The sequence below is a fragment of the Myxococcales bacterium genome, assembly GCA_022184915.1.
Classification (GTDB): domain Bacteria; phylum Myxococcota_A; class Polyangia; order Fen-1088; family Fen-1088; genus JAGTJU01.
In genome coordinates this window covers 404,483-418,269 of the sequence record JAGTJU010000004.1, presented here as the reverse complement: position 1 = coordinate 418,269, position 13,787 = coordinate 404,483, and the positions used below count along the sequence as shown (strand labels likewise).

General features: G+C 66.8%; 10 protein-coding genes. 8 read left to right on the top strand and 2 right to left on the bottom strand.

The features are described from left to right. Positions 1 to 67 precede the first annotated feature (67 nt). The 5 genes from KA712_16805 to KA712_16785 all read left to right on the top strand — a co-directional run bounded on the left by KA712_16805 (position 68) and on the right by KA712_16785 (position 4,286). Positions 68 to 709, top strand: a complete 642-nt coding sequence (locus tag KA712_16805) for a MotA/TolQ/ExbB proton channel family protein (GenBank protein MCG5054625.1) — start codon at positions 68 to 70, stop codon at positions 707 to 709. A 57-nt stretch (positions 710 to 766) separates the two neighbouring features. Beyond that, positions 767 to 1,414, top strand: a complete 648-nt coding sequence (locus KA712_16800) for a MotA/TolQ/ExbB proton channel family protein (protein ID MCG5054624.1) — start codon at positions 767 to 769, stop codon at positions 1,412 to 1,414. A 65-nt stretch (positions 1,415 to 1,479) separates the two neighbouring features. Next, positions 1,480 to 1,956: a biopolymer transporter ExbD gene (locus KA712_16795; protein ID MCG5054623.1), complete on the top strand. Its 477-nt coding sequence runs from the start codon at positions 1,480 to 1,482 to the stop codon at positions 1,954 to 1,956. Between the two features lie 33 nt (positions 1,957 to 1,989). Next, entirely contained in the window at positions 1,990 to 2,553 is a 564-nt protein-coding gene (locus KA712_16790; GenBank protein MCG5054622.1) for a biopolymer transporter ExbD, read from the top strand. A 149-nt stretch (positions 2,554 to 2,702) separates the two neighbouring features. Then, the gene (locus tag KA712_16785; protein ID MCG5054621.1) at positions 2,703 to 4,286 is read left to right on the top strand and encodes a HEAT repeat domain-containing protein; all 1,584 of its coding nucleotides are present in this window, start codon (positions 2,703 to 2,705) and stop codon (positions 4,284 to 4,286) included. Positions 4,287 to 4,331: 45 nt separating this feature from the next. Here KA712_16785 and queF read toward each other — a convergent pair whose 3' ends face one another. Continuing rightward, entirely contained in the window at positions 4,332 to 4,727 is a 396-nt protein-coding gene (gene queF, locus KA712_16780) for a preQ(1) synthase (GenBank protein ID MCG5054620.1), read from the bottom strand. A 263-nt stretch (positions 4,728 to 4,990) separates the two neighbouring features. Here queF and KA712_16775 point away from each other — a divergent pair, with 263 nt between their 5' ends. From KA712_16775 to KA712_16765, 3 genes are all read left to right on the top strand, one after another. Beyond that, positions 4,991 to 5,665 carry a hypothetical protein gene (locus KA712_16775; GenBank protein MCG5054619.1) on the top strand — a complete coding sequence of 225 codons (675 nt, stop codon included), beginning with the start codon at positions 4,991 to 4,993 and terminating at the stop codon, positions 5,663 to 5,665. Between the two features lie 4 nt (positions 5,666 to 5,669). Continuing rightward, the gene (locus KA712_16770; GenBank protein MCG5054618.1) at positions 5,670 to 7,568 is read left to right on the top strand and encodes a hypothetical protein; all 1,899 of its coding nucleotides are present in this window, start codon (positions 5,670 to 5,672) and stop codon (positions 7,566 to 7,568) included. Positions 7,569 to 7,769: 201 nt separating this feature from the next. After that, positions 7,770 to 11,408 (top strand): hypothetical protein, encoded by a 3,639-nt coding sequence (locus tag KA712_16765; GenBank protein MCG5054617.1) that lies wholly within the window; start codon positions 7,770 to 7,772, stop codon positions 11,406 to 11,408. Here KA712_16765 and KA712_16760 read toward each other — a convergent pair. Next, positions 11,398 to 13,689 (bottom strand): PBP1A family penicillin-binding protein, encoded by a 2,292-nt coding sequence (locus tag KA712_16760; GenBank protein ID MCG5054616.1) that lies wholly within the window; start codon positions 13,687 to 13,689, stop codon positions 11,398 to 11,400. The two genes, KA712_16765 and KA712_16760, sit on opposite strands and share 11 nt — an antisense overlap. Positions 13,690 to 13,787 lie beyond the last annotated feature (98 nt).

The following is a 13,787-nucleotide window of genomic DNA, read 5'->3' as shown; positions in this document are numbered from 1 at the left end:
GACGGCGTGGGCCTCGAGTTTTTTTGAGCCGTTCTTCTAGAAGCCGAATTTCCGACAGGAGGAGCCGATGACCTTTCTCAAGCTATTGGCCGATGCCTTCCACGAGGGTGGATGGGGTATGTGGCCAATCCTCGCAATGCTGACGCTCACGGTCTCGATCGTGGTCGAACGCGCCGTATACCTGCGCAAGGCCGTCATCGACAAGGAGAAGCTGGTCTCCCTCCTGCGCCAGCAGATCTCCCAGTCGAACATCCAGGGTGCCATCAAGGTCTGCTCGGGCAACGCCACGCCCATGACCCGCATCGTTCAGGCGGGTCTGATGCGCGCCAATCGGTCCGACGAAGAGATCGCGTCTGCCATGGACGAAGCCGGGCTGCGCGAGCTTCCCCTCATCGAGAAGCGTACGGGGTACCTGGCGATGCTGGGCAACCTCGCCACCTTGGCAGGTTTGTTGGGAACCATTTCGGGCCTCATCAAGTCGTTCGCAGGCGTGGCCGGTGTGGACCCGTCACAAAAGGCCACCTTGCTCTCGAAGGGCATTTCGGAGGCGATGAACTGCACCGCTTTCGGGTTGTTCACGGGCATCGTGGGTCTCGCTACCTACGCATGGCTCAACGGCAAGACCCAAAACATCCTCGACGACATCGCCGAGGTCAGGAAGAACGTGGCCAACATGCTGGCGAGCGCCAAAGCCGCTGCACGCGGTTGAGCACGTCGGGTCCGCACAGGCATTTTCAGCAAGTTCGTTCGTAAGGAGACAGAAGCGATGCGATTCATCCTTGATATGTTCGAAGAGGGCGGCTGGGGCATGTACCCGATCTTGATCATGCTCATCATGATCGTGGCCATTTGCGTGGACCGCGTGATGGTGCTTTCCCGCTCCAAGGTGGACGTGAACAAGCTCATGGGCACCATCAAGGCCCAAATCGTCCAGGGCAACGTGCGCGGCGCCGTCAGCACCTGCGAGCAGCAGCGCACGCCCCTCACGAAAATCATCGCCGCGGGCCTGCGCCGCGCCGGAGGGACCGAACACGACATCCAGCAGGCCATGGACGAAGAAGCCCTTCGCCAGTTGCCCGCGGTGGAGAAGCGCACCGGCTACCTGGCGATGCTGGGCAACCTTGCCACGCTGGCCGGCCTCCTGGGAACGATTTCGGGTCTCATCAAATCGTTCGCATCCGTGGCAGGTGTGGACCCCAGCCTGAAGGCGACGATGCTCTCCCGCGGTATCTCGGAGGCCATGAACTGCACGGCCTTCGGTCTCTTCACCGGTATCCTGGGCCTGGCCACCTTCGCCTGGCTCAACGGAAAAACGCAGGTCATTCTCGACGGCATCAACCAAGGCAGCGTGGAAGCGCTCAACCTCGCTGTGGCTGGCCGCGACGCCGCCGCCCACCACCAGGCCCAGGGCTAAATCCCTCCCGAGCAGCAACGTAGGGGGCGGGCCACGACCTTCCCCCTCCAACGCGGAGTTAGACCATGAGCGTTTCTGTAGATACGGGGGGTAAAAGCGGGAAGAAGTCGGTTTCGGCCGACCTCAACCTGGTGCCCTACATCGACCTGCTCACATGTATGGTCTCGTTCCTCCTCATCACGGCGGTGTGGACGCAGCTGGCGCGGCTGGAAGTTCAGCAGAAGTCGCAGAGTGCAGCTGGCCAGGTAGACCCAAGCGAGATCAAGACCAAAATCATGGTCATGGTCGACCAAGAGGGCTACAACGTGGTGGAGGACGAGAACTCGAAGCGCATCCAGAAAAAGGGTGACGACTACGCCTACGAGGACCTTCTGACCGAGCTCAAGCGGCTCAAAGAAGCGCACCCCGACAAGAACGACATCCAGGTCGCCTCTGAAGACTCCATCAAGTTCGACATCCTGGTGAAGACCATGGATGCGGCCTTGTCGGCACGCTACCCGGACATCTCGCTGATCGACAGCAGTTCGGGCGGCGGCCTGTGAGGGCATAAGCGGCAACGCGAGAAGGAACGTCACATGCCCATTCATGCTCCACATTCCCAACTGTATCGGTCGATCAAGCTCGAGACCGTCAGCACCAAACTTTCGCACGGCGGACGCAAGTCGGTCTCGGAAGCCCTGAACCTGGTGGCCTACATCGACATGATGACCATGCTGGTCATTTTCTTGCTCATGTCCTTCTCGGCCACGGGGGAGATCATGTTCGTGCAGAAGAACCTCGTTCTGCCCGATGCCCAAAACTGGCGCGACCTGGAACGCGCGCCGGTGGTGGGCGTCACCCAGGACGTGGTCATGCTCGACGGCCAGCAGGTTGCCACGGGCGAAGAGCTGCTGCGCGACTCGGCCACGGGCGATGCCAAGATTACCGAGCTGCACGACCGTTTGGTCACGCTGAAGAACAACTACAAGTTGACCCACCCCAACGAGGACTTTCCCGGGATCGTGATCCTCCAGGCCGACAAGGCCGTGGAATTCAAGGCCCTCAAAAAGATCCTCTACACGGCAGCGGTCGCGGGTTATCAGAACCTCAACTTCGCCGTGAATCCCAAGAGCCAGGCCGCAGCGGCCCTTCCGGAGTAAGTACGGCAGCTCCGTCCTTGGCGCTCTCGGTGATGCCGGGCCACCTAGCCAAGTCGGACTCTCGATTGACCGGTTGAACCACGAGAGCACCCTCGTCTCGCCGCGTGCGAGGTGAGGGTGTTCGCATTCGAGCGGAGGAGCGCGTTTCCATGGGCATGATCACGAAGGTGCATCGCTGGGGCCGGCCGGCCCTGTTCCTGGTCCTGCTGTTGGGCAACCTCGGCACGACGGGTTGTGACGATCCGAACGACCCGAAAACCTGGGCGAAGAAGCTCGACAGCCTGCGCACCCGCAAGGAGGCCCTGGACAATCTGGCCCGCATGGAGCCGGAAAAGGCGCGTGTCGCCCTGCCCCAGCTGCGCGCCCTGTTCGAGGAGACGAAGGACCCGAACCACCTCCGCGCCATCGCGCGCCTTCAGGATTCCTCGACCGAGGACCTGTTCGTGGCCCAGCTCGCGTACGATTCGGACGACTTCGAGAACGCTCTCGTGGCAGCGGGCTTTCTGGGCGACATGAAGGCCAAGAGCGCCACTGCGGCACTCGCCAAGGCCGTGGACAAGACGCTGCCGATCAAGTCTCGCGCGAATCAGGTGCGGCTTGCGGCCATCAAGGCGCTGGCCCACATCGGCGATCCCGCGGCGACGCCCTCGCTCACCAAGGTGCTCACCACGTCCGCCGACGAGCAGGACTTCCTCCTCAACAAGACTGCGGCCCTGGCACTGGCCGAGATCAAGGACCCCGCCGCGATACCCGCCCTCTTGCAGGGACTCTTCATGACGGGCCGGGGTAGCAACGTTTTTCAAGAGTGCCGCCTGGCGTTGGTGCGCATCGGCGCGCCGTCCGTGGCGCCCCTCGTGGCGCTGCTGACGGGGAAGAACGAAGACGTCAACAAGATGGCCAAGGCGCTCAAGTTCGACGAGTACTCGCCGGGCGTCGTGCCCTGGAAGGCCGCGTGGGTGCTGGGAGATCTTCGCGCCGAGCAGTCCGTCTCGGCCCTGCTCGCCATCCTCGAGCGGCCCAAGGCCGGCCCCGAACACGCCGAGGCCCTCCTTAGCCTCGGCAAGATCGGCACACCGAAGGCGGTCGACGCCCTCCTGGACGTGCTGAGGGACGGCAAACGGGACTGGCAGTTGCGCGCAGCCGCCTCGAGTGGGCTCTTCATGGCGGGCGCCACCCGGGCCGTACCGGCGCTCTTCGAGGTGGCGAAGAGCGGCTACGTCACCATCGACGGAGAGAAAGCGTCGAATCTACGGGCCTCGGCTGCCGTCGATTTCGCGCGGCTTGCGGGCAAAGATCAATACGACGCCTTCAAGGAGCTGTTCGAGAAGGAAACCGAAGCGCAAGGCGTCTTCGGCGAGGCGCTCGATCGCATGCAAGTGGCACGAGAGTGCGACGCCGACCTTGCGTGTTACGGCAAAGCGCTGTCCGATCCTTCGCCGGCGCGTGCGGAGAAGGCGGCGATCGCCATCGGGTTGTCGGGCGACGCTTCCAAAGGCATTCCCCTCCTGCTTGCGGCCCTCAAGCCGGTCAAGACCCTGCAACAGGACCACTTCGTGGCCCATCACGCGATGCTGCTGGCGTTGGCCCGGCTTGCACAAGCACCCTGCAAGGAGTGCACGACCAAGCTCGAGGAACAGATCGAAGCCGATCGCAGCGCCGTTCGTTTGCCCGGGGCGGTTCAGCAGTTGGGCGAAAGCCAGGTGACCCTGGCTCTCATCGAAAACAGGAAGTGACGGCGACGGGCCCCGGCAAAACGCCTGGGGCCCGCCACGCGCCCGCTAGCGGTGCTTCGGCTTGCGCTTGTCGTCCCGGGGCGCGTCGTCTTCCGCGTCGTAGGAAGCCACCACCACCGTGTGGATCCCCCCTCGAACGTTGAAGTCGCCTTCGATGCGGGCCCAGCGCGGGCGGGTGGCCGCGACCAGGTCGTCCAGGATCTTGTTGGTCACGGCCTCGTGAAAGCCACCCTGGTCGCGATACCACCACAGGTAAAGCTTCCAGGATTTCAGTTCGACACACTGGCGGTCGGGAACGTACTCCACCCGGATGGTGGCGAAGTCCGGCTGCCCGGTCTTGGGACACAGGCAGGTGAATTCGTCGGTCTCGAACGAGATGGTGTAGTCCCGGTCTGGATTTGGATTCGGAAACGTTTCGAGCTCACGTGAGGGGGAACGCATGGACTTCGGTTCCGGCAAGGGTGCCGGCTCCGGCTCGGGATGAGACTTGGGCTTTTTTGGCTTGGACACGCGCCGAGAATAGCGCTGCCTCCTCGAGAATGCCCGCCTTCCGGAGCCCCTGGCCACCGGCTTTGGCGCGGGAACGTAACCGGACCGTGGACACGCTGTTGCTACGAAAGCCGAACACAGGTAAAAACGAGGCGGGCTAACGTCCGAAGCTCTCTGACGTTTTTCGCCCGGCACCCTCGATGCGCAATCGGTTCTTGTCCGCGTTGGTTGTGGCCGCCCCGGTGTTGGCGTGGTCCTGCTTTTGTTCCCGCTTCGCGAACGCCGAAACGGTCCGGGGGCGCGTCACGCTCTCGGACACGTTCGAGAACGCGCGGCGCTTCCCCGGCTACTGGCGCGTGGAGAACGGCTCGGTGCCCGTGACCGCGGTCCCGAACGCAGAGCCGCCGGTGGTGTTGCTCACCGGTCTCAAAGGCGAGGCGCCGGCGGCGAAGACCTTCAGCGTGGACATCGAAGGCTTCGCACCGAACAAGCACACGTTGATCGTGGGTGTGGGCTCGGTGGTCGAGATCCGGAACAACGACAAAGTGCCGCACGATCTGTCGGTCCCTGGGCAAGAGGCGTTGATGCCCCTCGAGCGGCTGGCCCCGGGGACGCTGAGACGCCAGAAGTTCCCCGTGGCGGGTGCCTACGAGATCCGAAGTGCGCAGTACCCTCACGTGGGCATCTGGGTGTTCGTGGTCGACAACCCCTTCGCCCTGCCCTGCGACCCGAAGGGCAACTTCAAGATCTCCGACGTTCCCGCAGGCCGCGCCACGCTCAAGGTGTGGGCCCGTGGTCAGCTCGTGTACGAACAGCCCGTCGACGTGCAAGCCAGCATGAAGGCGCTGCAGATCGACGTTGCTTCCGCCACCCCCGCCGACCCCGAGTAGCCCCATGTTTTTGAGCAAGATCTGGTTCATTCTCGTGGCGCTGGTGGCCAGCGTGGCGATTACGGTGGCCCTGGTGGCGCCGCGTTCGGCCTCGCGACAACTGGCGAGCGCCGAAGCACAAAGCTTGGACCGCGCACAGTACGCAGCCGAGCAGCAGCTCAAAAACGACGCCATCCGGTGGATCACGCAGATCGCGAAGCTCGGTAGGGATGCCGTGCTGACGGAGACACTGGAGAACGCCACCCGGAACGTCGGAGAGACAGACGCCTTGAACGAGACGGTCAAGGGGCGCTTGGGCTCGCTCGTGCCCGACATCGACGGGCGAGGCATCCGCGTCCTGGGCGCCGTGGACGGCAACGGGCGGCTCGTCGGGCGCATCGGCGAAGGCGAAAACGACAAGGGGGCGCAACCGATGGGCGGGCTCGAGGTCATGGCCGATGCCCTCCGCGGCTACATGTCCGACGACGTCTGGGGCGCTGAAGGCAAGTTGACCCGGGTGGCGGCGGCTCCCGTGCTGTCGAAGACGCGCGACAAGATCGTGGGAGCGATTTACGTAGGGCTCGACACCGGCGATCGCATGGTGGAGTTGTGGAAGAAGAATTTGGGCGTCGACGTGGCAGTGTTGCTGAACGGACAGGTGCTGAGCTCGACGGTGCCCGAGGGTGCCCTGGGGTCTCTCGCGGGGCGGGTGGCCGAGCACCGCAGCGACATCAAGAGCGCCCACCGGACGAAGGCGTTCACTCTGCCCCACGGGCGCGACGAGTTGCTGGCCGTGGCGGCGCCCTTCACAGGACAGGCCGCAGCGCTCGATGCGTATTACGTGCTGATGGTGAAGCAGGCCCAAACGAGTGGCCCGCTCGAGCTTCTGGCCAGCACGACCAAAGAAGATCTGGGCTGGGCGGTCTTCCCCTGGCTGCGGCTCGGAGCGGGGGTGGTGCTGCTCATTGGCTTGGGGCTCTTCCTGCAGCGGCGAGAGATGGAAAGGCCTCTGCACGTGCTCCGCGGGGACATGCAAAGGCTGGCGCGGGGCGAACTGCAAAAACTGGACGACAGCCGGCACCCCGGACGCTTCGGAGCCATCGCACGTGATGTCAACGCCGCCCTCGAGCGGTTCGTCCACGGTGACCCGAGCGCCGAAGGCAGGCCCGATGGACGAAAAGACCTGTCGACGCTTCTCAACGATAGGGCCAACCGCTCGGTAGATCTGCCGCCCTTGCCCCCACTCGGCAGCACCCCGGGTGGCTTCGGGCCTCAGACGACACCCGGAGGCTTTGGACCTGCGCCGACGCCCGTCAGCTTTCAGGGGCCCGCGCCCACCCCGGTGGGCTTCCCGGGCCTTTCGACCACGCCCGTCAGCTTCGGGCCGACCATCACCCCGGCGATGGCCATGCCCACGGGTCCCCTCCCGGGCGCGTTGCCCGCGGGCCGCCCGAGCTCGCCGCCGTTGCCGGGTCCGCCCCGGCCACCAGGTGCCCCCATGGCGCCGCTGGCCTCCACGTCGTCCCCATCAGTTCCCATGGTGCCGCCTTACGCCCCCTCGTCCAGCCCCACGGACGAGGCCACGCCCACGCCCACGGCGCCGATGCCCGTCACAGGAGGCCTGTCGGCGGGCGCTTTTCCCCAGAACAAAACGGACGATCAACCCACCTCCGAAATGAACGGCACCAGCGGCGCCGAGGGCGACACCGACGCCGCCCACTTCCGGGAGGTCTTCGCCGAGTACGTGGCACTGCGTAGCCAAACGGGGGAATCCACCCGCGGCTTGACGCTCGAAAAGTTTACGGAGCGGCTCCGGGAAAACCGAGCCACGATCATGTCCAAGTACGATTGCACGGGCGCGCGCTTCGCCGTCTACGTGAAAGACGGCAAAGCTGCCATTCGCGCAACGCCCGTGAAAACGTGACGAATACGCAATCGTTGCAGGTCCGAAACAGCGCCTGAGGACCTCGTTTACACGGGCGGCCCCCCGCCCGAAAGTCCATCCACAGGCCCCACTTATTTGTGGCATGTGCGCTAGGGCTGGCGATAGATTTCGCCCTCGAAGGGAAGTCGATGCGACCCCGAGGCATCCCTTCGCCTCGACGAGGCCCCCGCGCAACCGCCCATGCCCGAAAGTCCATTCAAGCCCCAAGACGCTCTGCTCGATGATGTGGTCGATCTGACCGCGGAGCTCGACGCTCAGCCCGAGTCCGACGAAGGTCCGCGGAGTCAAAAGCCGGCCACTCAGGAGGTGGCGGCCGACGACGTGGACCTGGAAGGGCTCTACGAGCGTCAGCGGAGTTGGCCGGAGCTCGTCGATTGGTTGCTGGGACAGGCAGATGCCACCAGCGATCCCGTCACGCGGGCGGCCCGACTCGAACGCGCCTCGCAAGTCTTCGAGCGCGAGCTCAGGGACCTCGAAGGCGCGTACCTGACCCAACAGGCGGCGGTCAAGGCGGCGGCGTCCCACGAGAAGCTGGGCGAGCTCGAGCGGCTCGCCTTCGAGCTTGGGCGCGGGGACGAGCTGCCCGAGACGTTTCGCGCGGCCGCGGCCGCCGCCCCGAGTAGCCAGGCCGCCGCGGCCGCGTGGACGGCGCTGGCGCGTTGGCACCGAGCCCGGGGCGCATGGGAAACCAGCGCGAAAGCGGCCCAAAGCGCGCTCGCGTGTGCGCCCCGCGACGAGTTCGCGCTGGGTGAGCTGGAAGAGGCCGAGCGCCACCTCAGCCGCTGGGGGGATCTCGCGCGCACCCTCAACCGCCGGTTGGCCCTTTGGCAGCAGGACGAGGCCCTCGAACCCCAGGGCGATGTCGGGCAGCGCGCAGCGGCGGCGAGCGTCTGGGCCGAGCTGGCCGCCCTTTACGAGGAGCGCCTGCACGACGGTGAGCAAGCCGTGGCCGCCTGCGAGAAGGCCCTGGCCCTCGACCCCGGACGCACGTCGGTGTGGGCCCGCCTCGAAAGGCTCGCCGGCGAGAGCGGGCGCGAGGTCCTGGCGACCCGGGTGCTCGGAAGGCGGCTGCAAGCAGCCCAGTCGGTGAGTGAGCACACGCAGCTGGCGCTCCGCCTGGCGACAAAATGGCACGCGCTTGGTCGGCTCGACGAGGCCACGGCGGTGCTCGAGCAGGCCCGGACCCGAGACCCTGGGTGCGAAGCGCTTTACGAAGAACTTGGCCAAGTCTACGGTGCGCGCGGTTGCTGGAGCCAGTTCGTGGACAATTGCCGGCGACACGCCGGGATCACGCAAGACAGCCACCTGCGCGGACGCCTGGCCTTCGAGACCGGACGCGTTCTGCAAAACCGCCTGGGGCAGATCGACGCGGCCCGGGCGGCCTACGTGGAAGCGCTCACCCACGAGCCGGGGCACTTGAACGCGCGGCGGGGGCTCATGGGCGTGCAGCGCAGCCGCGGCGACCTCGAGGCGCTCGCCACATCGCTGTGGGAACTGGCGGAGCTGACGGACGATCTCGACGAAAAGCTCACTTGCTTCACCGAAGCGGCCGGCCTGCTGCGCGAGCACTTGCACGATGCCTCTCGGGCGCAGCAGGTCGAGGCCCGGCTGTGGCAACTCGACCCGGGGAACGAAGTGGTCGCAGCGCTTCACATGGACGAGGCGGCGGCTCGCGGGGCGTGGGCCGAGGTGAAGTTCATCGGAGAGGAAGCGCTCGGCGCGAAGCCCAGCCGCGGGCGCCTGCTGGCCGGGGTGGCCGAGGCGAATTTCCACCTGGGCGAGCTCGGCGCGGCCCTTGCGGGCTTCGACCAGGTGGACGCGGTCGCGGCGTCGGGGGTCGGCTGGCGCCTGTGTTGGATCCGGGCGCTCTTGGAAGCCGGTCGCGCCGCGCAGGCTGCAGCTTTGGCGCGGCACATGGCAGCCGAGACGAAGTTGTCACCATCCGAACGGCTCGAGACCCAGGTGGCGCTCGGGCAGGCCTACCTGGCCACCGGACACCCCGAGGCCGCGCTCGGCGCTTTCCAGGCGGCGCTGGGGCTGGCGCCGCACCATCTGCCGGCGCTCGCGGGGGTCTCGCAGGCCTACCATGCAACCGGCCAGCTCGCCGACGCCGTCGCGTGGCGCTGGCTGGCCTTCGACCACACCTCCGACGAGGGTGACAAGGTGGACCACGCGCTCGGCATCATGCGCTGGCTGCGTGACGAAGCCCACGATCCCGAAGGTGCCTTGACCGTGCTCGAGCACGCCCGGGCACACCTTCCCCATGCCCACGCGCTGCTACACGCCCTGCTCGACCATCACACCTCTCGGCGGAACTGGGACGGAGCGCTCGCGGCGCTGCAGGAGTTGGCCCAGGAAGCGACAGGCGTGACGAAGGCCAAGTATCTTTTGGCCGTAGGCAAGATCGAGCAGCACGAACGCAAAGATCTGGCAGCGGCCCTCGCCGCCTTCGAGGCCACTCTCGATGCGTGGCCTGACGACCTCGCGACCGAGCGGCGCATCGAGAAGCTGCTGACCGCCCAGCGGGACGCTCGAGGGCTCGAACGCCACCTGCGCAGGCGGCTTGCGCGCATCAGCCGGGCCGGTGGCGACCAGACCCGCGAAAGCGCCGCGTGGCGGGCTCTGGCGCGCCTTTACGAGGGGCCGCTCGGCAACCCGAAATCGGCCGTCGTGGCGCTCGAGGTGTTGGCCAAGCTCGACGGTGAGGTGAGCACCCGGGAGGCCTTGGCCGAGGCGCATGAACGCGCGGGGCCCGAAGGCCTGCTCCGGGCGATCGGCGTGCACAGGGAGCTCTTGGCGGAGGCGCGTTCGGCCCCGGAGATGCAACGTCCCTTGCGGGCCCTCGCCCGCTTGTTCCAGCAAACGGGTGCAAGCGAGCGCCACGCCAACGCCGTGGGCGCGCTGGTGGCGCTCGGTCAGGCCGCGCCCCAGGAGGAGCTTCAGGCCGCCCAGGCGAGCGCCCGCCCGTTCGCGCCCCCCGGGGCCATCCTGCGCGCGAGCGCCTGGGCCGAGCCTTTACTCCACCCCGACGTCTCCTTGCCGCTGTCGTCTCTGTTCGCGCATGCCGCGGAGGTCGTGGCCCTGGCTCACGCACAGCCCGCCAAGGCGTGGGGCCTTCCCGCGCGATGGCCCCGGGGTGCTGAGGAGGTGCTTGCCTCCCACCCTTACCTGCTGCGCCTGCAGCACCTGGCCGCTGTTCTCGGAGTTGCGCTTCCTCCGGTGGCGATTCACGAGACCTTCGACGGCCTCGCCGATCTCATCGTCATCCGCGCGGGCCGCAGCCCTTCATGGACCTTGATCCTTGGCCGCCCCTTCTTCGAGCCGCGCAGCGATCGGGCCTTCGCGTTCATGGCCACCCGCTTGCTCGCACGGCTAAGGCCCGAGTTCCGCCTCACCTGGCCAAACGTCGTATCGAGCCCCAACGAGCTGCGCGCGATCTTGTTCGCGGCGGCACGCTTCGCGGGCGTACCGGTGAAGTTGCCGAGTGACCAGGAGCCCGCCGTAGACGAGTACGCGCAGCACTTCACCCGCAATCTCGAGCCGACCGCACGCGAGGGGCTCCGGGCCGCGGCCGCAGCCCTGCCCCCCGACACCGACGTGGCGCCGTGGTGGCGCGGGGTCGCGCTCACATTGAACCGCGTGGGGTTCCTCATCTGCGGCGACCTGCCCACGGCGCTTGGCGTGGCGGCGCGCGAGCCGCAGATGGCGACCGGCGCCTCGTCCCTCGAATCCTTGCGCGACTTGGTCGTGTGGGCCACGAGCGACGCCTACGCTCACCTGGCCTTGCCCTCCGGCGGCGCGAACGGCCTCAAGGGTTGAGCAACAACTCGTCGGCCGAGCGATCTTCACCCTCGGCCGGCGCCGTCTCGAGCGGGGCCGTGCCCGACAGAAAAACCTCTTCGAGGCCTTCGGCCCCTGGCGCGGCAAGCAGCCCCGTCTGAGGATCGATGGTCTGCACCTCGACGGAGGGGGGCTGCGCGAAGTCGCGCACGGGCTGGCCCGCACTCGCTTTCGTCATGAAGTCGACCCAGATCGGGAGGGCCGCCCCCCCCCCCGTCTCACCGCGTCCCAGGCGCTTCATGTCGTCGAACCCTACCCATACGGCGGCCAGGAGGTCGGCGGTCCCGCCCACGAACCACGCGTCCCGCTGATCGTTCGAGGTGCCCGTCTTGCCCGCTGCCGGGCGGCCCAGGCTCAAGGCACCGCGGGCCGTCCCGTCTTGCACCACGCTCTTCATCATCGACAGCACCACGAAGGCCACATCGGGGCCGAGGGCGGGAGAAGGCGGAGCCAGGGACTCTTCGACGTCGGCCACCTTCGTCACGAGCCGGCTCGTCACACGCTGGCCGCCGTTGAAGAAGGGCAGGTAGGCCTGGGCCAATTCGAGGGGCGACACCGTCAACGAGCCCAGCGCCAACGAAAGCCCCATGTCCTCGGTGAGGGGTGACGTGATGCCCACCTGAGTCGCAAGCTCTCGCAGCGCCGGAACCCCCACCTCGGACAGCAAACGAATGGCCACCGTGTTGATCGAATGCGTGAGGGCCACGCGCAGCCGCACGGGTCCACGGAAAGACTCGCGCTCGTAGTTCTTCGGCTTCCAGAGATCGTAAACCTCGGGGGCGTCGTTCACCACCGAAGCTGCGGTGAACCGGCGCGAAGCGATGGCCGTGGCGTACACGAACGGTTTGAAGGCCGAGCCGGGCTGCCGGCGCGCTTGCTGGCTTCGGTCGAACGCTCCGGAGCGAAACCCATAACCACCGACGAGCGCGCGAATCTCCCCCGTGGCAACGTCCAAAACGACCATCGCGGCCTGGGGCCCTAGCTCGAGGTGCGCGGACAAGGGGCCGTCGGGGGCCTCCGCGGGCCCATCCACGGCCACCCGCACCACGTCGCCCACCGCGAAGCGTTCGATCAGAGCGGGTTTACCCGGTGCGTAGCGATCGTCCCCGGTCAGCGGCACGCGCAGGCTCACGCCGCCCGCATCGACAAGCAGATGTGGAGACACGTTGGAGGCCCCCTTGTGCACGGAGGCCACCACCGCCTCGACGATGCGGCCCGTCTCCAACGTCCGCCGCCTGGCCTCGTCCGTCTTGCCCAAATCTGCCGCCGTTTGCGCGACGAACTTCGCCACCGCTCTTCCTTGCAGGCGGCGTAAAGGTTTGTCGTAACCCTGACGCGCATCGAGCGCCTGCAGACCGCGCTCGAGCGCCTGGCGCGTCCACAGCTGCATCTCGAGGTCGAGCGTGGTCTCCACCTGGCCTCCTTGCGTGGCGAAGGCCTCGCCCATCCGCTCCGCAGCGACCCTGTGAACCACGCTCATCGCTTCGGGGGCTTCCACGGCCGTCGTGCGGCTTTTCACGACCTTGATGGGCGCCTTGGCGATCGCCTCGGCCTGAGCCTGCGGCAAAAACCCAAGCTCCGCCATGCGGCCCAGCACGTAGCGTTGGCGGGTCTTGGCAGCCTCGGGGTGCTTGAGCGGACTCAAGCGTTCGGGGCTTTGGGGCAGCCCCGCCAACAGAGCCGACTCGGCCTCGCCGATCGCGTGCACCGGTTTGCCGAAGAAGAACCGCGCCGCTTCCTCGCAGCCGTAACGCCCGTGACCGTAATAGATCTGGTTCAGGTAGATCTCCATGATCTCGTTTTTGCTGAGCCGGTTCGTCAGCCGGTACGCCAGCACCAGCTCCTTGACCTTGCGGGCGATGGTGCGTTCGGGCGTCAGCAACAGGCGCTTGACCACCTGCTGCGTGATCGTCGAGCCGCCTTGCGCCGCACGGCCACGAACGATGTTCTCGTAAAAGGCCCGGGCGATGCCTTTGAGGTCGAGACCCGGGTTCTCGAAAAAGCTGGCGTCCTCGGCGGCCACCACGGCCTGCACGAGGTGCTTCGGGATCTGGCCAAAGGGCACCACCGTGCGCCGCTCGTCGCCGATCTCGCCGATCACCTTGCCGTGACGATCCATAACGCGCAGCATCTGCTTGGGCTGAAAATCTCGCACCGCCGACAACGAAGGCAGGTCCCGCGTGTAGTAGACGAACAAGCCCACGCCCGCGGCGCCTGCCACGAGACACATGGCAAGCCCCATGAGGACGAGGCGCTTCATCCAGCGAAGCCCCCCCCGGCTGCGGCGCTTCCGCCCTTTGCTCGCCTTGCGGGGCGAAGGGCGGGCCCCCTTGCCGCCCCCCTTTCGGCGTGGGTCTC